This window comes from Flavobacterium panici, assembly GCF_024499525.1.
Lineage (GTDB): Bacteria > Bacteroidota > Bacteroidia > Flavobacteriales > Flavobacteriaceae > Flavobacterium > Flavobacterium panici.
Window position 1 is genome coordinate 1,239,870 of the sequence record NZ_CP100437.1, and the last position, 24,004, is coordinate 1,263,873.

Here is a 24,004-nt window from a genome sequence, read left to right on the forward strand (position 1 = left end):
TTAATTTGATTTTTATCCGAAAATTGAAATTCACCAAAACATCATGGATTTTAATTCTTTGTATTGCTTCACCAGTTTTGTTAGAATTATTACTTTTTTGGAACAACGATTCTTTTTCTAAAGGATTAAAAGCTATTGAAAAAAGCACCTCATTAGTGTTATTTCCAATTTTTATTATTGGGAATTATCAACGGGTAAAATTTTTAAAATTAATAGAAACTTACAGTATTGCAACAACAATGATAATGCTGGGATTTACAATAAGGTTTTATATTCTATATCCTGATTTGTTAAGCAAATATTTAAACAGAATTGACCTGTTTGAAATAGGTTATAAATTTGCAGACAGTATTGGTATTCATGCACCAGCCCTAAATATGCACTTGGCATTTGTTTCCGTTTGTGCATTTTATTTTGTTTTTTACAGTTTTCATAATGATGAAAAAAGAGCCCTTAAAATTCTTCGATTTGCGGTCTTTTTATTATCGTTTTCCTTTGTGCTTTTGGTCAATACAAGAATGGCGTTAGTGAATGTTTTAATTGGTTACGCTATCGTTTTTATTGTTGAAATAAAGTCAAAGATTAGTTTAAGCAGAATCGCATTAACGTCAATAGGACTTTTAATTGTATTAGGCGGTATATTGTTTTTTTTCGTGCAGAAGAATCCATACATGAAACAGAAATATTCTACGGTAACTTTTGCTTACATGGATAAAGTGGGGAAACTAGATGAAATAGATCATCCGGAAATTTATGCTTTTAATACCTTGGCAACACGATTTTCAATCTGGAAATCAGCATGGGAATTATCGGTTAAAAACCTTCCTTTTGGAGTTGGTGCTTCAGATGGAAAGCCGGAATTAAATAAATATTACAAAGAAACAAACCAAAAGTTTCTGGCCAAATTCGAATTCCCAACGCATAACCAGTTTTTAGATTTTTTATTGAAGTTTGGAATCCTCGGCCCTCTGGTTGTAATGCTTTATATTTTTACTATTGGATATTTAGGTTACGATTTAAAAAACGCCGTAATAATTACGTTTTTCATCATCTTTTTGACTTCAAACTTAATAGATGATTTCCTGCTTCGATTTGATGGAATTGCCTTTAGCGGACTTTGGTTTTCTATTTTTTCCAGTTATTGGCTACAGCAAAAAATTACACTTGATAAAGGGCCAGAAGCTGTTTAAAATTTTCATCTTTATCAAAAAGCTCATAGCATCTTTTTAATGCATTTTCTCCAAATTGAGCTCTCGTTTTTGGCTCTTTTAAAATATCAAAATAGTTTTCTAATTCATCGATTTTGTCAAAAAGAAACCCGGTTTGATCAGGAACAACAATGTCTTTATTTCCAATAATGTTCGTTGCAATTATAGGTTTTTCTAATACCATAGCTTCTAAAACAGCAATAGGTAAACCTTCCCAAAGAGAAGTTTGAAGATAAACATCGATAGAATTTAATTTTTCAAAAACGACTTTTTTGTCTAAAATCCATCCGGTAATTTTAATGTTAGGAGCTGTAATTAAATGATTTAGTTCTCCATCTCCAATCCAGACAAAATTAAAATCAGGAAAACGTAAAGCAATATCATTAAACAATTGTGGATTTCTTGCTGCGGTGATTCTGCCCAAAATTCCAATTGTCAATTTTGCATTTTGGTGAGGAAAAAAATGCTGACGAATATCTATAATATCAACTCCATTTCGAATGAGTTTTGCAGGTCCAATATTTTTTGCAATTTCAAACTCGGTGTCGCCGCATGCAATAATTGTTCCTCCAAAAATCCATTGAAGACCTTTTTCTATAACAGAATAGAATTTTTTTGTAGTTTTTGAAATATCCGTTCTTAAAAAAGCATAGCCGTGTGGCGTATAAAAAATTTTTACTTTTTTGAATAAGAAAAAAGCAGCGATTCGCCCTAAAACACCCGCTTTTGACGAATGAAGGTGAATTATGTCAGGATTGATTTTTTTAAGTTCTTTGGTAAGTTTAATAATGGCGCGGTAATCCTGCAGGAAAGAAATCTCTCTTACCATATTGATATTTATTAAGTTAATGCCTTTAGAAAATTCAGAGTTAACTTTCTCTACACTAACACCATTTCTGTTACTGCTATAAATAATGGTAGTTTCTATGGTTTTGGGATTTTTCTCATCACCAAAGAAAGCTGACAAATCTTTAAAATAAGTATAAACACCACCTTCTAGTGCTTCCACAACGTGTACAACTTTCAAAACATTCAAAATTTAGTTTCGTAAAAATAGAATAAACCAATTTAATAATGAATTAAAAAATAGAATTCTCCTATTGATTAAGATTTTAGTCAATTTAAAAGGCGAGATATTTTATTACATTTGTGCAAATTTACAGAGATTACCAAAACAAAAGGTTCAACAAAATCATTATGAAAAGAATACTTATTACCGGAGCAGCGGGTTTTTTAGGATCACATTTGTGCGATCGATTTATCAAGGAAGGTTATTTTGTTATCGGAATGGATAATTTGATTACTGGGGATCTTAAAAACATTGAGCATCTATTCAAATTAGAGCATTTTGAATTTTACCATCACGATATTACAAAATTTGTCCACATACCTGGAGACTTAGATTATATTTTACATTTTGCTTCACCAGCAAGCCCTATCGATTATTTAAAAATTCCAATTCAGACTTTAAAAGTTGGTTCTTTAGGAACACACAATTTGTTAGGATTGGCAAGAGTTAAAAAGGCAAGAATTTTGATCGCTTCAACTTCTGAAGTGTACGGAGATCCTTTAGTACATCCTCAAACCGAAGAATACTACGGAAACGTGAATACAATTGGACCAAGAGGCGTTTATGACGAAGCTAAACGTTTTCAGGAATCGATAACAATGGCTTATCATACTTTTCACGGAGTAGAAACCAGAATCGTTCGTATTTTTAATACTTATGGTCCAAGAATGCGTCTGAACGACGGACGTGTAATTCCAGCATTTATTGGGCAAGCACTTCGTGGAGAAGATTTAACTATTTTTGGAGATGGTATGCAGACTCGTTCATTTTGTTATGTAGACGATCAGGTTGAAGGTATTTTTAGATTACTACATTCTGATTATGTTTATCCGGTAAATATTGGAAATCCGGATGAAATTACAATTAAAGATTTTGCAGAAGAAATTATAAAACTTACCGGAACAAATCAAAAAGTAGTATATCACCCATTGCCTATAAACGATCCATTACAGCGCCAGCCAGATACGACTAAAGCAAAAGAATTATTAGGTTGGGAAGCAAAAGTAAGCCGCTCAGAAGGGATGAAAATCACGTATGATTATTTTAGATCACTTTCAAAAGAAGAACTTTCAAAAGAAGAACATAAAGATTTTTCAAGCTATATTAAATAACAACAATTCGATCGATATAAATTTATATTCAATAGTACAGTAACTATAATATGACCTCATTTCACACAGGAAGATATTCAAAATATATTCGGCCAATAAGTATTTTAATCGACCTATTTGTGATCTCGATCGTAAGTTTTTTTGTTTTTAATGATTTGGTTTCAAACATCTGGATTCTTATTTTATATCAAAATGCAGCGTGGGTAATCGTTGCATTTTCAATTAAATTTTACGAAGTATACCGTTTTACGACGCCAATAGCTATTGCATCAAAAATAATAAAACAAGGAACTTTATTTCTCTTAACAAGTATTGCATTTTTTCCATTTTCGAAACAAGCGATTTTTAGCGAATATAAGATTGTAGTATTTATATCCTTGATTTTGGTCTTGGTAACGGTTTTTAAATTTGCTCTATTTTTCTATTTAAAAGAATATAGAATCATAACAGGAAGCAATTATAGAAATGCTGTTATCATTGGGTTTACACCAGAAGCCATTCGATTAAAAGATCTTTTTGAAACAAGAAGAGATTATGGATATCGGTTTCTGGGATATTTTTCAGATAAAAAAGTAAACCAAAAAATTACAGGTAAGCTAGCTGATTTAAAACCATTTGTAATTGAGAACGAGGTCGATGAAATTTATTGTTCCTTAAATGAAGTTTCGAATAAAAGTTTGAAAGACCTCATTGATTTTGCAGATGAAAATAATAAAACCATAAAGTTTATTCCTGATACAAAAGAGATTTTTTCGAAAAACTTAAAGATAGATTATTACGATTTTTTTCCCGTGCTTTCGTTAAAACAAACAATGCTTAACGAACCGACAATAAAATTTATAAAACGCTTTTTTGATATTTCATTCTCAATATTAGTGATTATTTTTTTGTTGTCATGGTTAATTCCGTTACTGGCAATTTTAATAAAATTAGAATCAAAAGGACCGGTATTTTTTAGACAGGGAAGGCCTGGAATGGAAGAAAATGAATTTGTATGTTATAAATTCCGTTCAATGTACATTAACAAAACAACAGAAAAAGAAGCTTCAAAAGACGACCCGCGTGTGACAAAAATGGGACGATTTATGAGAAAAACGAGTATAGATGAGCTTCCGCAATTTATAAATGTTTTGTTAGGAGATATGTCCGTAGTTGGTCCTAGACCACATTTATGGTCTCAGAATAAAGAATATGGCAATAGGGTCAAAAAATACATGATTCGTCATTGTGTAAAACCCGGAATTACCGGATTAGCACAAGTAAGCGGTTTTCGAGGAGAAATTACAGCAGAAAGAGATATGGTAAACAGAATAAAATTTGATGTTTTTTATATCGAAAACTGGTCATTAATTCTGGATTTGAAAATAATTTCGCAAACGATAATAAACATTTTCAAAGGCGATAAAAAAGCATATTAATGAACGATTTAGTATCTATTTTAACACCGACCTATAATACTGAAAAGTTCATTAGAGCCACTATAGAATCAGTTCAAAACCAGACGTATCAAAACTGGGAAATGATTTTGGTTGATGATGCATCGACAGATGAAACGGTTTCTATTATTGAAGAATTTGTTCAAAAGGATTCCAGAATTAAATTATTCAAATTATCTAAAAATTCAGGAAATGGTTTCGCAAGAAATGAAGCTTTGGAAAAAGCTACGGGAAAATACATTGCCTATCTTGATGCAGATGATTTGTGGTCTTCAACTAAATTAGAAAAACAGATTCAGTTTTTAAAAACAAATAATCAGCCTTTTACTTTTAGTTATTATGATTCTATTGATGAAGAGGGAAATAATTTAAAAAGAAGAGTAGAATCGCCAAATCCGTTAACGTATAAAGAATTGTTTTTTTGTAATTACGTTGGTAATCTTACGGCTATTTACGACACTGAATATTTTGGAAAAATCAAATTAGAATCTTCAGAAAAAAGGCAGGATTGGAGAATATGGCTTACGATTTTAAAACAATTAAAAGCGGTAGAAGCCGTTCCAGAATCTTTAGCTTTTTATAGAATTAGAAAAGATTCTATTTCATCTTCAAAATTCAAATTGATAAAACACAACTTTGGTGTTTATCGAGATTTTCATGGTTTTAATTTAGTGTCTTCTGTTTTATTGATGATACGATTTCTATTTACTCAGCTGGTTATAAAACCAAGATATATAAAGAAAGTTTAAATATTCTCTCTAAGGTCGCAATTTGCGACCTTAGAGAATCACAAATAGAATTGGAGATCACAAATTGTGACATCCAATTCTGAAATTAAGATATTTTGAGAGTCAATCATCGCAAAACTTGAAGTCGCAATTTGCGACTTCAAGTTTTCAAGGTCACAATCTGTGACCTTGAAAATCTCGTTCAGAATTGGAGGACGCAATTTGCGTCCTCCAATTTAAACATAAAATCTTCGCAAAACTTGAGGTCACAAATTGTGATATCAAGTTCTGTCACAATTTGTGACCTTAGAGAATTATTTTTTATACCCAATCTTGATTCTTCCAACTTCATTTTCTTTTTTCTCAGTTAGTTCATCCAAATAGGAAAAAACTAGTTCAATATTTTTATCATGATTCTCTAACTTCTTTTGAATCTGCATAATATCAACTTTAATTTCGGTTGTATCCAAAAGCATTTGTCTCACTTTCGTGAAAATGCGCATGATTTGAATATTGGTTTGAATTGCTTTGTCGCTTTTTAATACACTAGAAAGCATTAGTACACCGTGTTCCGTAAATGCAAAAGGCAAATATTTTTGATGTTCACCTCTTCCTTTCTTTAAGATCACAATTTGTGATCTTAAAGAATTATGCTCAATTTCAGTAAGTTGAAACATAAAATCTGGCGGAAATCGAGATAAATTTCTTTTTACAGCCTGATTTAAAACTCTACTTTCTATTTCATAAAGTAAAGCTAGATCACGATCAAGCATCACTTTTTGACCACGGATAAAATATATTTTATTTGAAATTGTTTCTTCAGAAAGCAGAGATTGATCGTCCATAAGTTTTTATTAGAAAAACAAATGTAAGATTTTATTTATATTTATAAATGAGATTTAAACTGTTTTAATTTCCCACGATTAGTTCTTTCTAAAACAGATTTTCTAGTAAAAGTGAAGTTCAAATTTGGTTCTAAATATAAATCGATGGCTTCTTTTATTTTTTGAATTTGTTCTGAAACCAATTCTTTTTCAGCAACATATTCAATTTCAAAAGTATCTAATTGCATTTGTTTGATTATAAATTCTTTTACATTTCCATCATCTTCAATAATGCTTTTAGTAACATAATAGAACGTCAAACCAGGAGATTTTTTCCCGCTTGGTAAAATGGCAACATCATTTGTTCTGCCAATTAATTTTTTTAAAATTGGTTTTTGAGGAGTACTTTTTTCATCAAGAATTCCGATATCTCCAATTTCATATCTGATAAAAGGATTTGCTTTGTTGAATAAAGATGTAATTACAATTTTTCCTTCCGTTCCATGTGGAACAACATTATTGTTTTCATCTAAAATCTCTACAAAAAGAGTTTCAGCATTTACCTGCCATTCGCCTTGTGGATTTTCAAAAGCAATTAGATCAAGTTCAGAAGCACCATATTCGCTGATAATCGGAATGCCGAATTGTTTTTCCAACAATTTTTTATCCATTTCAAAAAGCATTTCCGAAGTCACAAAACAAGCTTTTAAAGTCGGACAGATTTCATTTAATATGATATTTCTGTGTTCTAAAAATTTGGCAAATAAAACAATTGAACTTGTATAGCCATTGATATAATCGAATTTTTTCGATCTGAATTTCTGCAGAAATTTTTCAAGGATTTCATCAGATAAATCAAAAACCGGAAAACGAAAACGATGCGTCAGGAAATCTTTAAAACGTTCTTTTTGATATCCAATAAAATCCATCGGAATGCCATAAAAACGTGCTTGATACGAATGATTAAAGTCAATATTAAACCATCCAAAACGCATAATATTGGATGCCCATGTTAAAGCATGCGAATATTTATCTTTAGCAAAAACAAAAGGTGTTCCGCTTGATCCGGAGGTTTTGTTGAGGTAAATGTTGTTTTTTGAATAACCTTTTGAAAGTCTTTCTTCGAGTGGTTTTTGTAGATTTTGTTTGTTTAAAATCGGTAAATCTTCCCAATTTTCGGCAGTAGTATTTCCAACTAATTCTCTATAAAAAGAGTTATTCTTTAAATGAAAATCAACAATTTCTTTCTTTTTACTTTCGAGAAACGAAACATATTCTTCTTCAGAAAAATGAACAATTTTATCCAATTCGGCTTTGGCTTTCTTTATAGGAAAACCATTTAATTGAAGGGAAAGATCAAAAAGGTGAACCATTAAACAGCTTCTTTTAAATCGTAACGTTTAATTGATTTCAATTCCTGACGTTTATTTGATTCTTCTTCTTCAATATCAAAATCGTCCTGAAGTCCCAGCCAAAATTTAGCAGAATTTCCAAAATAATGACTTAATCGCAGAGCAGTATCAGCAGTAATTCTTCTATTACCTTTAATGATTTCAGAAATCCTCGTTTGCGGAATTTTCAAATCTTTAGATAAACGATAAGGTGTAATATTTAGAGGAATTAAAAATTCTTCCGATAAAATCTCTCCTGGATGTATATTTTTTAATTTTTCCATTTTAATTCTTTTTTAATGATAATCGATAATTTCAACATTTGAAGCATTTCCATTTTCCCAAACAAAAATTATGCGCCATTGATTGTTAATTCGGATGCTGTAAAAATCCTTTAAATTACCACTTAATTTTTCAAGACGGTTAGAAGGTGGAATTCTTAAATCGGTTAAATTTTGAGAGTTATGAAGCATTCTAAGTTTTCTTCTACCAATTTGCTGTATTTCAATTAAAGGTTTTTTGACAACAACACCATTCCAAATTTTTTCAGTTTCTTTCGATCCAAATGAGATTATCATACCTTTCGCATTACTAACGTCAAAAGTAAGTAAAAAAAATTATTATATACGGTTAAAAGCAACTATTTTTGCACCACAACATAAATACAACTATACCATGACAATTTTATTATTGGGATCAGGCGGAAGAGAACATGCTTTTGCGTGGAAAATGATTCAGAGTCCGCTTTGCGAAAAACTTTTTGTTGCACCAGGAAATGCAGGAACAGCTGCAATTGCTGAAAATGTGGCAATTGCTCCAACCGATTTTGAAGCAATAAAAGCATTAGTGCTTAAAGAAAACATAAGCTTAGTAGTCGTAGGGCCAGAAGATCCGTTGGTAAAAGGTATTTATGATTATTTTAAAAACGACGAAAGTTTAAAAAATATCCCGGTAATTGGTCCATCAAAATTAGGGGCTCAATTAGAAGGAAGTAAAGAATTTGCAAAAGAATTCTTGATGAAACACAATATCCCGACTGCGGCTTATGATAGTTTTACTGCCGAAACAGTTGAAGAAGGATGTAAATTTTTAGAAACGTTACAACCTCCATTCGTTTTAAAAGCTGATGGTTTAGCGGCAGGAAAAGGAGTTTTGATTATTCAGGATCTTGAAGAAGCAAAAACGGAACTTAGAAATATGCTAGTTCACGAGAAATTTGGAGCAGCAAGTTCAAAAGTGGTTATCGAAGAATTTTTAGACGGAATCGAATTAAGCTGTTTCGTTTTAACAGATGGTAAAAGCTATAAAATTCTTCCAACTGCAAAAGATTACAAAAGAATTGGTGAAGGTGATACAGGATTAAATACAGGCGGAATGGGAGCAGTTTCTCCAGTTCCTTATGTTGATGCTGTTTTGATGGAAAAAATCGAAACTCGTATCGTAAAACCAACAATTGAAGGTTTCCAAAAAGATGGAATCGAATATAAAGGATTTGTATTTATTGGTTTAATCAATGTAAAAAATGAACCAATTGTTATTGAATACAACGTAAGAATGGGAGATCCGGAAACTGAAGTTGTAGTTCCTAGATTAGAATCTGATTTAGTTGAATTGTTCCTATCGGTTGCAAATCAAAAATTAGATGAATTCGAATTAAAAGTTGATCCAAGAAGTGCGACTACAATTATGGTAGTTTCTGGTGGATATCCTGAAGATTTCGAAAAAGGAAAAGTAATTACAGGTTTAGAAAATGTTACTGATTCGATAGTTTTTCACGCCGGAACAAAATTAGATGGAGAAAATGTCGTTAGTAATGGAGGACGTGTTTTGACTGTGACATCATATGGAGATGATTTTCAACAGGCCATAAAAAAATCTTACCAAAATATAGATAAACTAAATTTTGATAAGATGTATTTTAGAAAGGATATCGGCTTCGACTTACTTTAAGAAAGAGTGAGCCGTTGTATCTTGGTTTTCAGTTCCTGCAGCATCAAAAATACGTAATTGTTTAATCCAATATACGATTGCTGCAGAACAGATAATCATAAAAATCCAGTTGATAGTGTTTGCACCAAACCATGTTTTTAATTCTAAATGACGTAAAAAGTCAAGTGGAGCAAATAAAATGTTAACGAATAAGTATTGTATTCCTTCAAAAAAAGCTTTCATAATTTATAAAATTATATGTTATTATTGTTTTAACGCCTTGAAGCAAAATTCAAACTGAGAATCTTTTTTCAACTTGTTGGTTTTCCTTTTTAAACAAGTATTATATTTACAGTCACAAAAGTATAAAATATCCTTATGATAACAAGTGTTTTTAAAAAATCTACACCATTAAATTATTCGTTGGTTGTAATTTTGATACTGGTTTTCTTCTTTATGTTTCAAATTCGAGAAACGTCTTGGATAAATTCTTATTTTACGATATTTCAAAAAGTAAGTTTACTGTGCTTTATTTTTGCTTCATTTTTCATGGTCAATTTTATTGTCAAGAAAAACGGGCTCAGTAAAGACAACGGTTACGCGATATTTTTCTACTTATTATTCATATTGTTTTTCCCCACAATATTCAATCATCCAAATGTTGTTTATGCCAATTTCTTTATATTATTGGCACTTCGCAGATTGATTTCCCTTCAGTCTTTAAAAGCATCAAAGGAAAAAATATTCGACGCGTCTTTTTGGATTTTTGTAGCTTCTTTATTTCAATTTTGGAGTATCCTCTTTGTAATTTTAGTTTTTATATCGATAATTTTTCACGTTTCCAGAGATTATAGAAACTGGGTTTTGCCATTTATTGCACTTTTGGCTGTGTCAATCGTGTTTTATATGGTTTCATTAATGTTCCATATTGATGCTTTTAAGTTTGTTCAGGAACGTGCCGTGGTCGATTTTAGAATAGATTATTTTAAAAATAATTACGAAAATGGAGCGCTTTCTATATATGCAGCGGTTGTGGTATTTTTTGTGTTTTCAATGTTAACAACCTTATCAAACAGACCACAGATTGTGCATACATCTTATAAAAAAGTCGTAGCCTGCTTTTTTATTGCCGTTCTTGTTTTCCTTATTTCTCCAGATAAAACCAACGATTTATTATTGTTCAGCATCGCACCATTGTCAATGATGGCGGCAAGTCATGTAGAATATATGCAGCAAAAACTCAACAACGAAATTGTATTTTATGTTTTGATTTTGTGCAGTTTATTTACTTTTTTCTCTCAGTTATAATTTACTTCCGTACGCAAGATCGCCGGCGTCACCAAGACCGGGAACAATGTAATTTTTCTCATTCAGTTTTTCATCTAAAGAAGCAACCCATAAATGACAATTTTCGGGAAGGTTTTTTTGAAGATGCGCAATTCCTTCCGGCGCAGCAATAACTACTACAATATGAAATTCTGTAGGCGAAGCATTTTCAATCAGTTTTTTGTGAACCGCTACAATAGATTGTCCCGTTGCCAGCATTGGGTCAAGAAGCAAAACCGTTTTATTGTTTAAATTTGAAATAGCCTGATATTCAACTAAAATTTCAAAATCGTCACCGCCATTTGGATGAAATCTGCAGGCAGAAACAAAGCTGTTTTCGGCATGGTCAAAATAATTTAAAAAGCCATTATGAAGCGGTAATCCAGCTCTCAAAATCGGACATAAAACCAAATCAGTTTCAATTTCAGTAGTTTTTTTAATGCCCAGCGGAGTTTGAATTTCAACACTTTTATACGGTAAAGTTTTGCTTAATTCATAAGCCATAATTTCGCCAATGCGTTCAATATTTCTTCTAAAACGCATACTGTCGTTCTGCACATTTACATTTCTAATTTGTCCCAGAAAATGATTTAGAACACTATTGTTTTCAGATATATAATGAATTTTCATGATGATTTTTTAATTTATTAACGAACAATTATATAAAAACAAAAAATAATTTCTTTTTTTCGCAGCATAAAAGTATAAAAAGTATCTTTGTATCTCTAAAAAATAAAGACATGTTTTCAAAATTAGCATATTCTGTTTTCGAACAAAGCATTAAAGATTATCATCAATTTGATAATGTTGACCAGCCTATAAACAATCCATTTCCAAAAGATAAATTCGAACATTTATTATATTTAAAAAACTGGATTGACACTGTTCAATGGCATTTTGAAGATATTATTCGTGATCCGCAAATTGATCCTGTAGCAGCTTTGACTTTAAAAAGACGCATTGATGCTTCAAATCAGGAGCGTACTGATATGGTTGAATATATCGACAGTTACTTTTTGCAAAAATACAGCCATGTAAAAGCAAAAGACGGAGCAAAAATCAACTCTGAAAGTCCGGCTTGGGCATTTGACAGATTGTCTATTCTGGCTTTAAAAATTTATCACATGAACGAAGAAGCGACTCGTGCAGAAGCTACTCAGGAACACAGAGATAAATGTCAGGAAAAATTAAATATCCTGTTAGAGCAAAGAACAGATTTATCTACAGCAATTGAAGAATTATTGACTGATATCGAAAGTGGTGAAAAATTCATGAAAGTGTACAAACAAATGAAAATGTACAACGACGATGATTTGAATCCGGTTTTATATCAAAATAAAAAATAATTTGGCAGAGTTGTCTAACACCCAAATTAAACATATAGCCGTCATGAGACTTTCCGCTATGGGAGATGTCGCCATGACGGTTCCTGTTTTACGTGCTTTTGTAAAGCAATATCCAGAGGTAAAACTAACCGTTATTTCGCGTCCTTTTTTTAAACCTTTTTTTGACGGAATCCCGAATCTTGAGTTTTTTGCTTTTGATGAAAAAGAAAGACACAGAGGATTTCCGGGACTTTTACGTTTATATAAAGACGTGCAACAACTCAAAATTGATGCTTTTGCAGATCTTCATAATGTTTTACGATCTAAAGTGGTGAGTTTGCTTTTTGCTTTAAGCGGAAAAAAAAGAGCAACTGTAGATAAGGGCCGAGAAGGAAAAAAAGAATTGACAAGAGCAGAAAACAAAATTTTCAAGCAATTGCCAACGATGTTCGAAAGACATGCAAAAGTGTTTGAACAACTTGGTTTTCCTGTAGATTTGTCAAACCCTGAGTTTCCTAAAAAAGCGGTTTTTGGTGGAGAAATTACAGATCTAGTTGAAGAAAATTATGAAAAACTAATTGGAATTGCTCCTTTTGCCCAATACGATTCTAAAGTTTATCCTTTAGATTTAATGAAGGAAGTAATAACAAAACTGGCAGAAAATAAAGATTATACTATTTTACTTTTTGGAGGAGGAAATAAAGAAATTGAAATTTTAAATTCACTTTCAGAACCTTTTAAAAATGTAATAAACGTTGCCGGAAAAATTAAGTTTCAGCAGGAACTAAAATTAATAAGCAATCTTGATGTAATGCTTTCTATGGATTCTGGAAATGCTCATATTGCTGCAATGCTTGGTGTAAAAGTAATTACACTTTGGGGCGCAACACATCCTTATGCGGGATTTTTGCCTTTCAACCAAAATTTAGAAAATGCTTTAACTTCAGACAGAAATCAATATCCAAAACTACCAACTTCTGTTTACGGAAATAAAATTGTAGAAGGTTATGAGGATGCGATGAAAACAATTTCTCCAGATGACGTTGTTTCTAAAATTAAGAACCAATTAAACTAAATAGTTAAGTTTCAATAAAAAAATTCCAAATTCCAACGTTAAATGGAATTTGGAATTTTTTTTATTGGAATTTCTTATAAATCCAAAAGAAGATATCCTATCGCTTTCTTTTTGTTTTTATCAACTACAACTTTTACAAAATGATTTTCTTTTTCTGTAGCCAATAAAATGTGTTCAAAATCATTGGTTGAATTTCTGTAAACTTTATGTACCAATTCAGATTCTTTAATTTTTTTCGATAGAATTTTAGCCGCTTTCAATTCACTTACATAAGGCCAAATATTAAAAAAGCTATCATTAGAGATTGATATTTCGGTCATTCCCTCATTCTTTGAGCAATCATACTTTTTTTTTGAAAGTAGTTTAGGAGCTTTTCTGTTTCTTCTTTTTTTGATTACGAAGTAGAGACAAAAAAGAGAAGTTATTACAAAAAGTAATATAAAAGTTAGACGGAGGTAGTGATGCATTGCCATAATATTGAATGTTTTAAAAACGTGTTGACAAGTCTTAAGCGCACTACTAATATACTAAATTTCCAGTATGTTTTTTAAAAATAATCCAATAATCTAAATGCTTTTTTGTGTATTTCTTAAACCTGAAAAATATACTTTCAAAATTTTAAACCTAACAAAAGAAATAACTCACAAAAAAAATCCAAATCCCAGTTGAAAGTTTGGAATTTGGATTTTTTTATATTGGAATTTAAAAAGATTAAACGTCGTCGTAATCTACATAAATAGTATCTGAAGTTGGGTGCGCCTGACAAGTTAAAATTAAACCTTCGGCAATTTCACCATCTGTTAAAATAGAATTTTTTGTCATTTCAGCAGTTCCGGCAGTAACTCTTCCTAAACAGCTGCTGCAAATTCCGCCCTGACAAGAGTAAGGAGCATCAACACCATGTTTTAAAGCTGCATCAAGAATAGTTTGTTTTTTAGACATTTCAAAAGTAACTTCTTCATCGTCAACTAAAACAGTAATTTTAGTATGTCCTTCCTGGGAACCCTGGATTACGTGTTCTTCAGAAGAACTAGTAAAAAGTTCAAATTTAATAGCAGATTCTTTTACGTTTTTCTCTTTCAAAACATTCGAAACTGTATTGATCATTTCTTCAGGTCCGCACAAATAAAATTTATCAAATTCTAATTCTTTGTGTTTGTTGTTCAATACAAAATTTACGGTCGATTTTTCGATTCTTCCAAACAATGCATTTTCAACTTTCGCCTGACTGTAAACATAATGCACGAAAAAACGGCCAACATACTGTAATTGTAAGTCGTGTAATTCCTGATGAAAAATAGTTGCTTCAGGAGTTCTGTTTCCGTAAACCAATACAAATGAACTTTTTGGTTCATTCTTTAAAACTGATTTTAAAATAGAAAGTACCGGCGTGATTCCACTTCCGGCAGCAAACGCCACATAATTTTTTTGTCTTTCAGCATCAGGCTCAAAAGTAAATTTTCCTTCTGGCTGACCCACTTCAAGAACGTCTCCTGCTTTTAGTATTGTATTCGCAAATTGCGAAAACAAACCGCTTTTTACAGCCTTAACCGCAATTCGCAATTCACCGCTTTCTGGCGCAGAACAAATAGAGTAGGCACGACGAATTTCTTGATTATCAAGCGTTAATTTTAAATTTATGTATTGTCCGGCTATAAATTTATAGTCTTGTTTAAGTTCTTCTGGAACATTAAAAAGTACAGAAACCGCATCGGCAGTTTCACGTTTTACCTCTTTAATTATAAGTTTTAAGAATGAAGGCATGATTTAATTTTTTTGCAAAAGTAGCAAACCATAAGTAATTGACACTTACTAAAATATTTTTTTTAACTTTTTTTGTAACGTTTTCCTACATTTGATCTCTTACTACAAAAATCAAAACCAATTAACCATGATTAAAAAGTTTATTTATCTCGAATGGAAAGCCTTTATCAGGTCGGCATCATTTGGTAAAAACCTGGCAATGAAAATTATACTGGGGTTTTTAATGATCTATTTTTCATTAATTTTTATAGGAATGGGTGTTGGGGCATTTTACATTCTGAAAGAAATACATCTGGAACCATTTGTAACCGTAAACAGGTTTTTGATTTATTACTTTCTTCTTGATTTAGTAATTCGTTTGCTGCTGCAATCAATTCCCGTTTTAAATATCAAACCGTTATTGGTTTTGCCTTTTAAGAAACCCGTAATTGTTCATTTTTCATTGGGCAAAACTGTTTTGTCTTTTTTTAATTGGGTTCATGCTTTATTCTTTGTTCCGTTTTCAGTTGTTTTGGCAATTGAAGGATATGATATAACAGCTATTATTTTCTGGAATTTGGCAATGCTTTCTTTTATATACATCAACAATTTTTTGAATATAATTTTAAGTAATATCGACAAATTATTTGTTGTTTTTCTTGGATTAATTCTTGTTTTGGGCGGTGCGCAATATTACAAATTGTTTGATGTCACAATTTTCACAACTCCCTTTTTTCAAGGACTTTATAATATAAAAGGATTATTTTTAATTCCCGTTTTAGTATTAGCAGGTTTGTATATTTTTAGTTTTAAATTCCTCAAAAAAAATCTTTATCTCGACGCAGGCCTTTCTGTAAAAGAAGATGTTGCTCAAACAGAAAATCTTTCGTGGCTGAATCAGTTTGGAACTTTGGGAACTTTTCTGAAAAACGATATTAAACTTATCAAAAGAAACAAAAGGTCGAAAACGACTATTTTTATGAGCATTTTATTTTTGTTCTACGGATTTTTGTTTTTCTCCGGAGGGATTGAAACCTACGACAAACCAGTAATGCACCTTTTGGCGGGGATTTTTGTTTCGGGCGGATTTTTATTTGTCTTTGGACAATTTGTTCCAAGCTGGGATAGTGCGTATTATCAATTAATGATGACACAAAATATTCCATATCGCGGTTATATTATGGCAAAATGGTGGTTGATTGTTATTGCCACAATTATTTCTACAATTCTGGCTTCATTTTATATTTATTTTGGATGGCAGATTTATTTAACTATTGTTGTTGCGGCAATTTATAACATTGGAGTCAATTCGCATTTAGTTTTATTGGGAGGTGCTTTTACTAAAACTCCAATCGATTTAAGTAATGCAGGCGGTGCTTTTGGAGATAAAAAAGCGTTTAATGTAAGTGCGATGTTATTAACACTTCCCAAAATTTTACTGCCTTTGGGACTATATGGAGCAGGAATTTATTTTGACAATAAAAACCTGGGATTAGCACTAGTTGCCGGAGCAGGTGTTTTAGGTTTTATCTTTAAAGACAAAGTTTTTTCTTTAATCGAAAAAAGATATAAAATCGAAAAGTACAGTACAATAAATGCTTATAAACAAAAGAGTTAATTAGATAATTAGAAAATGAGTCAATTTGATAATTAATCTAAAATCAACAATCTAAAATCTAAAATTACACCATGATACAAGTAAATCAACTTTCAAAAAAATATAACGGTACTACAGTTTTAAATATTCAAAATCTTGAAATTCCAAAAGGACAGAGCTTTGGATTAGTGGGCAATAACGGAGCAGGAAAAACTACTTTTTTTAGTTTGCTTTTAGATTTGATCCAGCCTTCAACAGGAAATATAACAAGCAATGATATTCAGGTAAATACGAGTGAAAACTGGAAATCTTTTACTGGTTCTTTTTTAGATGAAAGCTTCCTGATTGGCTATTTAACTCCCGAAGAATATTTTTATTTTATTGGAGATTTACGTCATCAAAATAAAGCCGATATTGATGCATTGCTAGCGAAACATGAAGAATTTTTTAATGGAGAAATTTTAAACAACAAAAAATACCTTCGTGATTTATCAAAAGGAAATCAAAAGAAAGTTGGAATTATTGCCACACTTATTGGAAATCCTGAAGTAGTAATTTTAGACGAACCTTTTGCAAATTTAGATCCGACAACAGTAAGCAGATTAAAGAAAATTATTAAAGAATTAGCTGAAAATCCAAACGTTACTGTTTTGGTTTCTAGCCATGATTTACAACACACCGTTGAGGTTTGCGACCGAATTGTTGCACTCAATAAAGGTGAAATTGTAAAGGATATTCAAACCTCAGAAGAAACCTTACAAGAATTGGAATTGTTTTTTGCGGTATAACCCTCTAAAGTTTCAAAAAAGAAGTGTATTTTTACAAGTCATTATACTAAAAATGCTTTTTAGAAGTTAATGCTTTAAAATCAGTTCTATTGAAAAAGAATACTCTTAAATATAGTTTTTTTCTCACGTTTTTTCTCCTTTTGATAGCATGTTCTACCAAGAATAATACTTTTGTGAACAGAAATTCCCATGCATTAAGTACAAAATATAACATTTTGTATAATGGCGGGATTGGTCTTGACAAAGGGCTGCTGGCTATTCAGGCCAATAATCAGGATAATTTCTGGAAAAGGCTTCCTATAGAAAAAATGCAGTTTGATGAAAATTTTTCGGAAGGATCAAAAACAAAAAATCCTGACTTCGAAAAAGCGGAAACTAAAGCAACAAAAGCAATTCAAAAACACTCCATGAATATTGGAGGAAGAGAAAGAAACTATCAAATTGATGAAGCATATTTAATGCTTGGAAAAGCCAGATATTACGATCAGCGTTTTATTCCGGCCTTAGATGCTTTCAATTACATTCTCTACAAATACCCGAACAGCAGTAATATTTATACGGCAAAAATATGGCGCGAAAAAACCAATATGCGTTTAGGAAATGATGCGATTGTGGTTAAAAATATCAATCAATTATTAAAGAAAACAGATTTAAATAAACAAACATTTTCTGATGCCAATGCTTTATTGGCCGAAGCTTTCCTGAATTTAGAAGAAAGAGACAGTGCCGTTGCAAAACTTAGAATTGCAGAAGAATTTTCAAGAATAAATGAAGATCGTGCCCGTTATAAATTCATCCTGGGACAAATGTATCAGGAAGTTGGAAATAAAGACAGCGCCACTTATTATTATGATGGCGTAATCGATATGAATCGTAAAGCCAACAGAAAATACATGATGCACGCTTACGCAAAAAAAGCGCAGATGTACGATTATGAAAAAGGCAATGATACTATATTTTTAAAAATCTATAATAAGCTAGTTGCAGATCGTGAAAACCGACCTTATTATGATGTTCTTTTTTATGAAATGGGAGTTTTCTATGATAAAAAGAAAGACAAAGAAAATGCATTAAAATTCTACAATAAATCTTTAGGCAGAAAATCTACAGATCCTTATTTAATGGCATCGGCTTACCGAAACATTGGAAACATGTATTTTAAAAATACAGATTATACAATGGCTGCTAAATATTATGACAGTACATTGACCAAGTTAGATCCAAAAACAAGGGAATTTGTTTTAATAGAGAAAAACAGAAAAAATCTTGACAACGTAATTAAATACGAAGGAATTGCAAAACGAAACGACAGTATTATTAAGGTTTACGGATTACCTGATGCTGACAGAAAAATTTATTTTGAAAATTATATTGCCGAGCTTAAAAAGAAAGACGAAGCAAAACGAATTTTAGAAGAGAAGGAAAAAGAGAAATTAGCGAATATTGACCGAAACACAAATGCTTCGAGTGCACCAACAGCAGTAAATCCGAATTCATTAGGAAAACCCGTAGATCCTGATGACGGGATAAGACCGCCATCTGGAAATGATGCCACGGCAAGTACTTTTTATTTTTACAACCCAACAACAGTTGCATACGGAAAACTTCAGTTTAAAAAAATGTGGGGTAACAGAACGCTTGGCGGAAACTGGAGACTGGCCACAATAAAATCTGCAAATGATGCAGCAATGCTCAATGACAGTATAAATGAAGTAGAAGCGGCGAAGTTGAAAGATACCGTTGTTATTGAAAAATATACCACTGCTTTTTATGAAAAGCAACTTCCGAAAACACAAACAGCAATGGACAGCATTGGTAAAGAACGCAACTTTGCCTATTATCAATTAGGTCTTATATATAAGGAGAAATTTAAGGAATATAAATTGGCAAGTGATAAACTGGAGCAATTACTTAAAAATAATCCAGAAGAAAAATTGGTGCTTCCATCAAAGTATAATTTGTATAAAATATACCAAATTACAGATCCTGAAAAAGCAGCAAGAATTAAATCAGACATAACAACAAATTATCCAACATCGAGATATGCTCAGATTTTAAATAACACAAATGCTGATGATATAGCTTCGCCTGAAAAAGAATACCAAAAATGGTATAAACTATTTCAGGAAGAGAATTTTGATATTGTCTTAGATAATATTGATAATTTGATCAATCAATATTCTGGAGAAGAAATTGTTTCTAAATTTGAATTGCTAAAAGCAAACACTTTAGGAAAAGTCAACGGACTGGATGCCTATAAAAAAGGTTTAGAAAACGTGGCAGATAATTATCCAAATAGTGAAGAAGGAAAAAAAGCAAGAGAAATTTTGGAGAAAGATGTCCCAGCTTTAGAAAGACTTAATTTTACAACTGTAGATAATAAAAACTGGAAAATCGTATATCTGGTTTCTAATACGGATACTAAAACAGTTAAAAAAATTGAAGAAGCAATTAGAGTATTTTTATTAGTCGAAAATTTTGAGAGACTAACAACGTCTTTTGATAAATACAACAGAACCCAAAGTTTTGTGTCAATTCATGGTTTAAAATCTGAAGCTTATGCCAGAGATGTGGCTGGAGTTTTGAGAGAAGACGATAAATATAAAATTGCATATCCGTCAATTATTATATCAGCAGATAATTACAAAGTGGTTCAAATTAAAAAGAACCTAGACGCCTACCTTGCCCCAAAAACCCCATAATATAATGTTTGACAAAGTAAAAAAAAACGGAACTGAACTTTTAGGAAAAACAAACCGAATTGTTGAAGGAACTTCTATTGTAGGAGATATTGTTTCAAAAGCCGATTTTAGATTAGACGGCGAATTGATTGGAAATTTCACCTCACAGGGAAAATTAGTGATAGGCGCAACAGGCGCAGTAAAAGGAGAAATCATTTGTAATAATGCCGATATCGAAGGAGAATTTCATGGAAAAATTAAAGTTCTTGAAATCCTTAATATCAAAGCAGCGGCAAAAATTCACGGCGAAGTTGCCGTTGGAAAACTGTCTATAGAACCAGGAGCAGAGTTTACAGCAACTTGTACCATGCTGGCACATTCAAATCCAGTAATTATGTTAGAAGATGGAAAAGGACCCGAATAATAGAAGAAATAAGTGGCTTGCATTTATAAATATTCCTTTTCAAATGGGAGTAATTATATTTGTATTCTCATATTTTGGAACTTGGCTTGATGAAAACCATCCAAGCCCTAAAGTGTATTATAATACCATTTTTGTATTACTAGGTGTTGGAATTGCTTTATATAATGTAATTCGACAAGTAAATGATATTAATAAAACAAAGTAGTTTGCAAATAAAAACCGCTTGAGATAAAAGTTGCATCTTTGCACTAAAATTATTTCAAATGCTTTCAAAGAATTACAAACCTATTTTTTATTTGTTATGTCTTGCTTTAGGAACCTATATTATTCATAAAGCTATTTTTTTCTTTAATGAAATTACTATCAAGAACTTTCATTACAGTTTAGAATTATTGTATTTATACTTCTTTGCAATCTCCTCTTTATTATACATTATATTATTGATAGTAAAAAAGAAGAATTTTGAAATCGTCGGAATGGCGTTTTTATTCGGAACTTTTACACAAATGTTATTAGCCTATTTAATTTTGCAGCCAATTTTAAAAAACGAAATGGGAGAAACCAATGTTGAAAAAGTTAGTTTTTTTATAACATTTGTGCTGTTTTTGTTATTTCAGACGCTTTTAACTGTCCGATTATTAAATGAAAAGCCTTAAAATAACAATTCTTTAAAACAAGGTTTAAAAATAATTTTTCATATCCTTTTGAATATTAATAAAAAATGTACCTTTGCACCAAATTTTAGAAACGTAAAAAAATAAGATTTTCCACGATATGGTGATTTCAAACAAACCGCTCAGCTTTATTCTTGCCGCTTTTGTAGCTTCTCTACCGATTATGGGTTTTGCAAATCCAGAGAATGACTCAACGCATGTTCAAACTGAAACAGCTCATGAAGAGAAAGTAGTTTCACACAATGCCTCTCATGAAGAAGAGCATGTTACTCTTGATCCAAAAGCAAAAGTGGATGCTTTTATTGATCACCACTTACAAGATTCTCATGATTTTGTTTTCTTTTCAGATGAAAAAGAAAATAAAGAATATGGTTTCCCATTGCCTGTTATATTAATGGATGGGGGTTTGAAAATTTTCTCTTCTTCAAAATTACATCACGGAGAAGAAGTTGCGGAAGTTGACGGAAACTTTTACAAACTTGTTCATGGTAAAATTTATAAAACGGATGCAGCTGGTACAATTAACTTTGACGAACACGGTCATCCATCAAACGAAAAACCTTTAGATTTTTCAATCACAAAAAATGTTGTTTCAATGCTTTTTGTTTCAGTATTATTATTCTTAATGTTTACTGGTTTAGCAAGATCATATAAAAAAGGACCAATCCCAACTGGATTTGGTAGAGTTTTAGAACCATTAGTAATTTTTATCAGAGACGAAATTGCTGTTCCTAATATTGGGGAGACAAAGTATCGTAAATATATGGGATACCTATTAACTGTATTTTTCTTTGTTTGGGTATTAAACTTATTAGGAATGACTCCACTTGGAATTAACGTTACAGGAAATATTGCTATTACAGTTTGTTTAGCAGCCTTTACTTTTATCATTACACAATTCAGTGCAAACAAAGAGTATTGGGGGCACATTTTCTGGATGCCGGGAGTACCTGTTCCAATGAAAATTATTTTAGCACCAATTGAGGTTCTAGGAACATTAACAAAACCATTCGCATTATTAATTCGTTTGTATGCAAACATTACTGCTGGTCACGTAGTAATTATGAGTTTGATTGCGATGATTTTTGTTGGTAAAAATTTAGCAGCAGATTTGCCAATTTCATTAGGATTGACATTATTTATCTCTGTTATTGAAGTTTTAGTTGCATTTTTACAAGCATTTATCTTTACAATGTTATCATCATTATTTATTGGTATGGCAGTTCAAGATCACCACCATGATGATCATGGACATCACGAAGAAAATGTAATTATTTAATTAGAAGTTTAATTTTATATATATAAATACTTATGGGAACAATTCCAACTTTAGTAGGTGCTGGTTTAGTAGTAATCGGTGCAGGTTTAGGTTTAGGTAAAATCGGTGGATCTGCTATGGACGCTATTGCTCGTCAGCCAGAAGCTGCTGGTAAAATCCAAACTGCGATGATTATTATCGCGGCTTTATTAGAAGGTTTAGCATTTGCTGCTTTGATCTTAGGAAAATAATAAAGAAGAAATAACAGCATCTTTAACGGTTGGTTAAAGATGTTGTTACTTTTAAAAAAGAAATTAAATATTTAATATAGTTATAAAATGGATAAGTTAATTAACGATTTTTCATTCGGGTTATTCTTCTGGCAAGCTTTAATCTTGGTAATATTAATTTTACTTTTAGTAAAATTCGCTTGGAAACCAATTATGGAATCCATTACTGCAAGAGAAGAAGGTATTAAAAATGCATTACTTTCTGCTGAAAATGCAAAAAGAGAAATGGAAAATCTGCAAGCAGATAACCAAAGAATATTGAATGAGGCTCGTGCAGAACGTGATGCGATGTTGAAAGAAGCTCGCGAAATGAAGGAGAAAATGATTGCTGATTCTAAAAACGAAGCACAAGAAGCTGGTCAAAAAATGATTGAGCAGGCTAAAGCTGCTATCGAAAGTGAAAAAAATGCTGCAATGGCTGAAGTGAAAGCACAAGTTTCAAGTTTGTCATTAAGTATTGCTGAAAAATTATTGAAAGAAGAATTATCTAACAAAGAATCTCAAACTAAATTAGTAGAGAAAATGTTAGGTGACGTAAAGTTAAACTAAAGATTATGGCAAGTACAAGAGCAGCAATTCGTTATGCAAAAGCAATTCTAGACTTAGCAAACTCTAAAGGTGTTGCCGAAGCTGTCAATAACGATATGAAAACAATTGCGAATGCAATTGAAACAAATTTAGAATTGAGTACCTTTATCGAGAACCCAACGACAAAAGTTGAAGTTAAAGAAAGTGCTCTTTTAGAAGTTTTCGCAAATGTAAATGGCGTAACCAAAGGTTTATTTCATTTATTATTCGAAAACAAAAGATTTGAAATTCTAGATGCAATTGCAGTAGAATACATCAAATTATTTGATCAAAGTAATGGTGTTGAAGTAGCAAAAGTTACAACTGCAATTCCTATGGATGCTGCATTAGAAGCAAAAGTTTTAGCTAAAATTGCAACTTTGTCAGATAAAAAAATTACAATTGAAAATATAGTAGATCCTTCAATCATTGGTGGATTTATTTTAAGAATAGGTGATAATCAATACAATGCATCTGTTGCAAACAGATTACAAGTATTAAAAAGAGAGTTAAGTAATTAGTTTTATTACACATAAAAAGTGTCTAAATTATAAATTAA

At 31.4% G+C, this 24,004-nt stretch carries 27 protein-coding genes; 18 read left to right on the forward strand and 9 right to left on the reverse strand.

Annotated features, from left to right (window positions below; genetic code table 11):
- Positions 1-23 precede the first annotated feature (23 nt).
- Entirely contained in the window at positions 24-1,190 is a 1,167-nt protein-coding gene (locus NLJ00_RS05540; RefSeq protein ID WP_256636514.1) for an O-antigen ligase family protein, read from the forward strand.
- On the opposite strand, the gene NLJ00_RS05545 is transcribed toward NLJ00_RS05540, so the two are convergent.
- On the reverse strand, positions 1,159-2,235 hold the full coding sequence (locus NLJ00_RS05545; protein WP_256636515.1) for a glycosyltransferase: 1,077 nt from the start codon (positions 2,233-2,235) through the stop codon (positions 1,159-1,161). The two genes, NLJ00_RS05540 and NLJ00_RS05545, sit on opposite strands and share 32 nt — an antisense overlap.
- Positions 2,236-2,405: 170 nt before the next feature.
- On the opposite strand from NLJ00_RS05545, the gene NLJ00_RS05550 reads away from it, so the two are divergent.
- Genes NLJ00_RS05550 through NLJ00_RS05560 form a run of 3 tightly spaced genes read left to right on the forward strand, consistent with a single transcriptional unit; the run spans position 2,406 to position 5,574 of the window.
- A complete protein-coding gene (locus tag NLJ00_RS05550) occupies positions 2,406-3,389 on the forward strand; it encodes a UDP-glucuronic acid decarboxylase family protein (RefSeq protein WP_056207444.1) in 984 nt (327 codons plus the stop codon).
- Between the two features lie 50 nt (positions 3,390-3,439).
- Positions 3,440-4,807, forward strand: coding sequence for an undecaprenyl-phosphate glucose phosphotransferase (locus NLJ00_RS05555; RefSeq protein ID WP_256636516.1), 1,368 nt, complete (start codon positions 3,440-3,442; stop codon positions 4,805-4,807).
- Positions 4,807-5,574: a glycosyltransferase family 2 protein gene (locus NLJ00_RS05560; protein ID WP_256636517.1), complete on the forward strand. Its 768-nt coding sequence runs from the start codon at positions 4,807-4,809 to the stop codon at positions 5,572-5,574. Before NLJ00_RS05555 ends, NLJ00_RS05560 begins: the two co-directional genes overlap by 1 nt.
- A gap of 293 nt (positions 5,575-5,867) precedes the next feature.
- Here NLJ00_RS05560 and NLJ00_RS05565 read toward each other — a convergent pair whose 3' ends face one another.
- From NLJ00_RS05565 to NLJ00_RS05580, 4 genes are read right to left on the reverse strand one after another with little or no spacing between them, the layout of a single operon-like run.
- Positions 5,868-6,398: an ORF6N domain-containing protein gene (locus NLJ00_RS05565; protein ID WP_256636518.1), complete on the reverse strand. Its 531-nt coding sequence runs from the start codon at positions 6,396-6,398 to the stop codon at positions 5,868-5,870.
- Between the two features lie 41 nt (positions 6,399-6,439).
- Entirely contained in the window at positions 6,440-7,750 is a 1,311-nt protein-coding gene (locus NLJ00_RS05570) for a phenylacetate--CoA ligase family protein (RefSeq protein ID WP_256636519.1), read from the reverse strand.
- The gene (locus NLJ00_RS05575; RefSeq protein WP_053473002.1) at positions 7,750-8,052 is read right to left on the reverse strand and encodes a HigA family addiction module antitoxin; all 303 of its coding nucleotides are present in this window, start codon (positions 8,050-8,052) and stop codon (positions 7,750-7,752) included. The genes NLJ00_RS05570 and NLJ00_RS05575 overlap by 1 nt, the downstream gene beginning before the upstream one ends.
- 12 nt (positions 8,053-8,064) lie before the next feature.
- Positions 8,065-8,346: a type II toxin-antitoxin system RelE/ParE family toxin gene (locus NLJ00_RS05580; RefSeq protein WP_256636520.1), complete on the reverse strand. Its 282-nt coding sequence runs from the start codon at positions 8,344-8,346 to the stop codon at positions 8,065-8,067.
- A 97-nt stretch (positions 8,347-8,443) separates the two neighbouring features.
- Between NLJ00_RS05580 and purD the strand changes: the two genes are divergently transcribed.
- Positions 8,444-9,718 (forward strand): phosphoribosylamine--glycine ligase, encoded by a 1,275-nt coding sequence (gene purD / locus NLJ00_RS05585; protein WP_256636521.1) that lies wholly within the window; start codon positions 8,444-8,446, stop codon positions 9,716-9,718.
- On the opposite strand, the gene NLJ00_RS05590 is transcribed toward purD, so the two are convergent.
- A complete protein-coding gene (locus NLJ00_RS05590) occupies positions 9,710-9,940 on the reverse strand; it encodes a DUF6341 family protein (RefSeq protein WP_053472999.1) in 231 nt (76 codons plus the stop codon). The two genes, purD and NLJ00_RS05590, sit on opposite strands and share 9 nt — an antisense overlap.
- A gap of 135 nt (positions 9,941-10,075) precedes the next feature.
- Between NLJ00_RS05590 and NLJ00_RS05595 the strand changes: the two genes are divergently transcribed.
- Positions 10,076-11,005, forward strand: a complete 930-nt coding sequence (locus NLJ00_RS05595; protein ID WP_256636522.1) for a DUF6427 family protein — start codon at positions 10,076-10,078, stop codon at positions 11,003-11,005.
- On the opposite strand, the gene upp is transcribed toward NLJ00_RS05595, so the two are convergent.
- The gene (upp, locus tag NLJ00_RS05600) at positions 11,000-11,653 is read right to left on the reverse strand and encodes a uracil phosphoribosyltransferase (protein WP_256636523.1); all 654 of its coding nucleotides are present in this window, start codon (positions 11,651-11,653) and stop codon (positions 11,000-11,002) included. The genes NLJ00_RS05595 and upp overlap by 6 nt on opposite strands.
- 110 nt (positions 11,654-11,763) lie before the next feature.
- On the opposite strand from upp, the gene NLJ00_RS05605 reads away from it, so the two are divergent.
- Together NLJ00_RS05605 and NLJ00_RS05610 are read left to right on the forward strand one after the other, a co-directional pair.
- Positions 11,764-12,369, forward strand: a complete 606-nt coding sequence (locus tag NLJ00_RS05605; RefSeq protein WP_053472996.1) for a DUF4254 domain-containing protein — start codon at positions 11,764-11,766, stop codon at positions 12,367-12,369.
- Between the two features lie 43 nt (positions 12,370-12,412).
- The gene (locus tag NLJ00_RS05610) at positions 12,413-13,423 is read left to right on the forward strand and encodes a glycosyltransferase family 9 protein (RefSeq protein WP_256636524.1); all 1,011 of its coding nucleotides are present in this window, start codon (positions 12,413-12,415) and stop codon (positions 13,421-13,423) included.
- A 74-nt stretch (positions 13,424-13,497) separates the two neighbouring features.
- Here NLJ00_RS05610 and NLJ00_RS05615 read toward each other — a convergent pair whose 3' ends face one another.
- Positions 13,498-13,743, reverse strand: coding sequence for a hypothetical protein (locus NLJ00_RS05615; protein ID WP_235991996.1), 246 nt, complete (start codon positions 13,741-13,743; stop codon positions 13,498-13,500).
- 391 nt (positions 13,744-14,134) lie between these two features.
- Entirely contained in the window at positions 14,135-15,187 is a 1,053-nt protein-coding gene (locus NLJ00_RS05620; RefSeq protein ID WP_053472994.1) for a ferredoxin--NADP reductase, read from the reverse strand.
- Positions 15,188-15,314: 127 nt separating this feature from the next.
- Here NLJ00_RS05620 and NLJ00_RS05625 point away from each other — a divergent pair, with 127 nt between their 5' ends.
- From NLJ00_RS05625 to atpH, 10 genes are all read left to right on the forward strand, one after another.
- Positions 15,315-16,784 carry a DUF5687 family protein gene (locus NLJ00_RS05625; protein WP_256636525.1) on the forward strand — a complete coding sequence of 490 codons (1,470 nt, stop codon included), beginning with the start codon at positions 15,315-15,317 and terminating at the stop codon, positions 16,782-16,784.
- A 71-nt stretch (positions 16,785-16,855) separates the two neighbouring features.
- Complete coding sequence (locus NLJ00_RS05630) at positions 16,856-17,551, forward strand: ABC transporter ATP-binding protein (protein ID WP_053472992.1); 696 nt, start codon at positions 16,856-16,858, stop codon at positions 17,549-17,551.
- An 89-nt stretch (positions 17,552-17,640) separates the two neighbouring features.
- Positions 17,641-20,253 (forward strand): type IX secretion system periplasmic lipoprotein PorW/SprE, encoded by a 2,613-nt coding sequence (gene porW / locus NLJ00_RS05635; RefSeq protein WP_256636526.1) that lies wholly within the window; start codon positions 17,641-17,643, stop codon positions 20,251-20,253.
- 4 nt (positions 20,254-20,257) lie between these two features.
- On the forward strand, positions 20,258-20,656 hold the full coding sequence (locus NLJ00_RS05640; protein ID WP_053472990.1) for a bactofilin family protein: 399 nt from the start codon (positions 20,258-20,260) through the stop codon (positions 20,654-20,656).
- The gene (locus tag NLJ00_RS05645; RefSeq protein WP_256636527.1) at positions 20,637-20,861 is read left to right on the forward strand and encodes an AtpZ/AtpI family protein; all 225 of its coding nucleotides are present in this window, start codon (positions 20,637-20,639) and stop codon (positions 20,859-20,861) included. The genes NLJ00_RS05640 and NLJ00_RS05645 overlap by 20 nt, the downstream gene beginning before the upstream one ends.
- A 58-nt stretch (positions 20,862-20,919) precedes the next feature.
- A complete protein-coding gene (locus tag NLJ00_RS05650) occupies positions 20,920-21,312 on the forward strand; it encodes a hypothetical protein (RefSeq protein ID WP_256636528.1) in 393 nt (130 codons plus the stop codon).
- A gap of 118 nt (positions 21,313-21,430) precedes the next feature.
- Positions 21,431-22,609, forward strand: coding sequence for a F0F1 ATP synthase subunit A (gene atpB / locus NLJ00_RS05655; RefSeq protein ID WP_256636529.1), 1,179 nt, complete (start codon positions 21,431-21,433; stop codon positions 22,607-22,609).
- A gap of 32 nt (positions 22,610-22,641) precedes the next feature.
- Entirely contained in the window at positions 22,642-22,839 is a 198-nt protein-coding gene (gene atpE / locus NLJ00_RS05660; protein WP_008465835.1) for an ATP synthase F0 subunit C, read from the forward strand.
- Positions 22,840-22,926: 87 nt separating this feature from the next.
- Complete coding sequence (locus tag NLJ00_RS05665) at positions 22,927-23,427, forward strand: F0F1 ATP synthase subunit B (protein ID WP_256636530.1); 501 nt, start codon at positions 22,927-22,929, stop codon at positions 23,425-23,427.
- Between the two features lie 5 nt (positions 23,428-23,432).
- Positions 23,433-23,966, forward strand: coding sequence for an ATP synthase F1 subunit delta (gene atpH / locus NLJ00_RS05670; RefSeq protein WP_256636531.1), 534 nt, complete (start codon positions 23,433-23,435; stop codon positions 23,964-23,966).
- Positions 23,967-24,004: the final 38 nt, after the last annotated feature.

Excerpts from the sequence above, each read along its gene's own strand:
- NLJ00_RS05615 (WP_235991996.1), bottom strand. The coding sequence starts at position 13,743 with ATGACCGAAATATCAATCTCTAATGATAGCTTTTTTAATATTTGGCCT.
- NLJ00_RS05640 (WP_053472990.1), top strand. The coding sequence starts at position 20,258 with ATGTTTGACAAAGTAAAAAAAAACGGAACTGAACTTTTAGGAAAAACA.
- NLJ00_RS05630 (WP_053472992.1), top strand. The coding sequence starts at position 16,856 with ATGATACAAGTAAATCAACTTTCAAAAAAATATAACGGTACTACAGTT.
- NLJ00_RS05565 (WP_256636518.1), bottom strand. The coding sequence starts at position 6,398 with ATGGACGATCAATCTCTGCTTTCTGAAGAAACAATTTCAAATAAAATA.
- NLJ00_RS05595 (WP_256636522.1), top strand. The coding sequence starts at position 10,076 with ATGATAACAAGTGTTTTTAAAAAATCTACACCATTAAATTATTCGTTG.
- NLJ00_RS05620 (WP_053472994.1), bottom strand. The coding sequence starts at position 15,187 with ATGCCTTCATTCTTAAAACTTATAATTAAAGAGGTAAAACGTGAAACT.
- NLJ00_RS05575 (WP_053473002.1), bottom strand. The coding sequence starts at position 8,052 with ATGGAAAAATTAAAAAATATACATCCAGGAGAGATTTTATCGGAAGAA.
- upp (WP_256636523.1), bottom strand. The coding sequence starts at position 11,653 with ATGAAAATTCATTATATATCTGAAAACAATAGTGTTCTAAATCATTTT.
- NLJ00_RS05665 (WP_256636530.1), top strand. The coding sequence starts at position 22,927 with ATGGATAAGTTAATTAACGATTTTTCATTCGGGTTATTCTTCTGGCAA.
- purD (WP_256636521.1), top strand. The coding sequence starts at position 8,444 with ATGACAATTTTATTATTGGGATCAGGCGGAAGAGAACATGCTTTTGCG.
- NLJ00_RS05570 (WP_256636519.1), bottom strand. The coding sequence starts at position 7,750 with ATGGTTCACCTTTTTGATCTTTCCCTTCAATTAAATGGTTTTCCTATA.
- NLJ00_RS05645 (WP_256636527.1), top strand. The coding sequence starts at position 20,637 with ATGGAAAAGGACCCGAATAATAGAAGAAATAAGTGGCTTGCATTTATA.
- atpH (WP_256636531.1), top strand. The coding sequence starts at position 23,433 with ATGGCAAGTACAAGAGCAGCAATTCGTTATGCAAAAGCAATTCTAGAC.
- NLJ00_RS05555 (WP_256636516.1), top strand. The coding sequence starts at position 3,440 with ATGACCTCATTTCACACAGGAAGATATTCAAAATATATTCGGCCAATA.
- atpE (WP_008465835.1), top strand. The coding sequence starts at position 22,642 with ATGGGAACAATTCCAACTTTAGTAGGTGCTGGTTTAGTAGTAATCGGT.
- NLJ00_RS05580 (WP_256636520.1), bottom strand. The coding sequence starts at position 8,346 with ATGATAATCTCATTTGGATCGAAAGAAACTGAAAAAATTTGGAATGGT.
- atpB (WP_256636529.1), top strand. The coding sequence starts at position 21,431 with ATGGTGATTTCAAACAAACCGCTCAGCTTTATTCTTGCCGCTTTTGTA.
- NLJ00_RS05625 (WP_256636525.1), top strand. The coding sequence starts at position 15,315 with ATGATTAAAAAGTTTATTTATCTCGAATGGAAAGCCTTTATCAGGTCG.
- NLJ00_RS05610 (WP_256636524.1), top strand. The coding sequence starts at position 12,413 with ATGAGACTTTCCGCTATGGGAGATGTCGCCATGACGGTTCCTGTTTTA.
- NLJ00_RS05605 (WP_053472996.1), top strand. The coding sequence starts at position 11,764 with ATGTTTTCAAAATTAGCATATTCTGTTTTCGAACAAAGCATTAAAGAT.
- NLJ00_RS05650 (WP_256636528.1), top strand. The coding sequence starts at position 20,920 with ATGCTTTCAAAGAATTACAAACCTATTTTTTATTTGTTATGTCTTGCT.
- NLJ00_RS05590 (WP_053472999.1), bottom strand. The coding sequence starts at position 9,940 with ATGAAAGCTTTTTTTGAAGGAATACAATACTTATTCGTTAACATTTTA.
- NLJ00_RS05550 (WP_056207444.1), top strand. The coding sequence starts at position 2,406 with ATGAAAAGAATACTTATTACCGGAGCAGCGGGTTTTTTAGGATCACAT.
- NLJ00_RS05560 (WP_256636517.1), top strand. The coding sequence starts at position 4,807 with ATGAACGATTTAGTATCTATTTTAACACCGACCTATAATACTGAAAAG.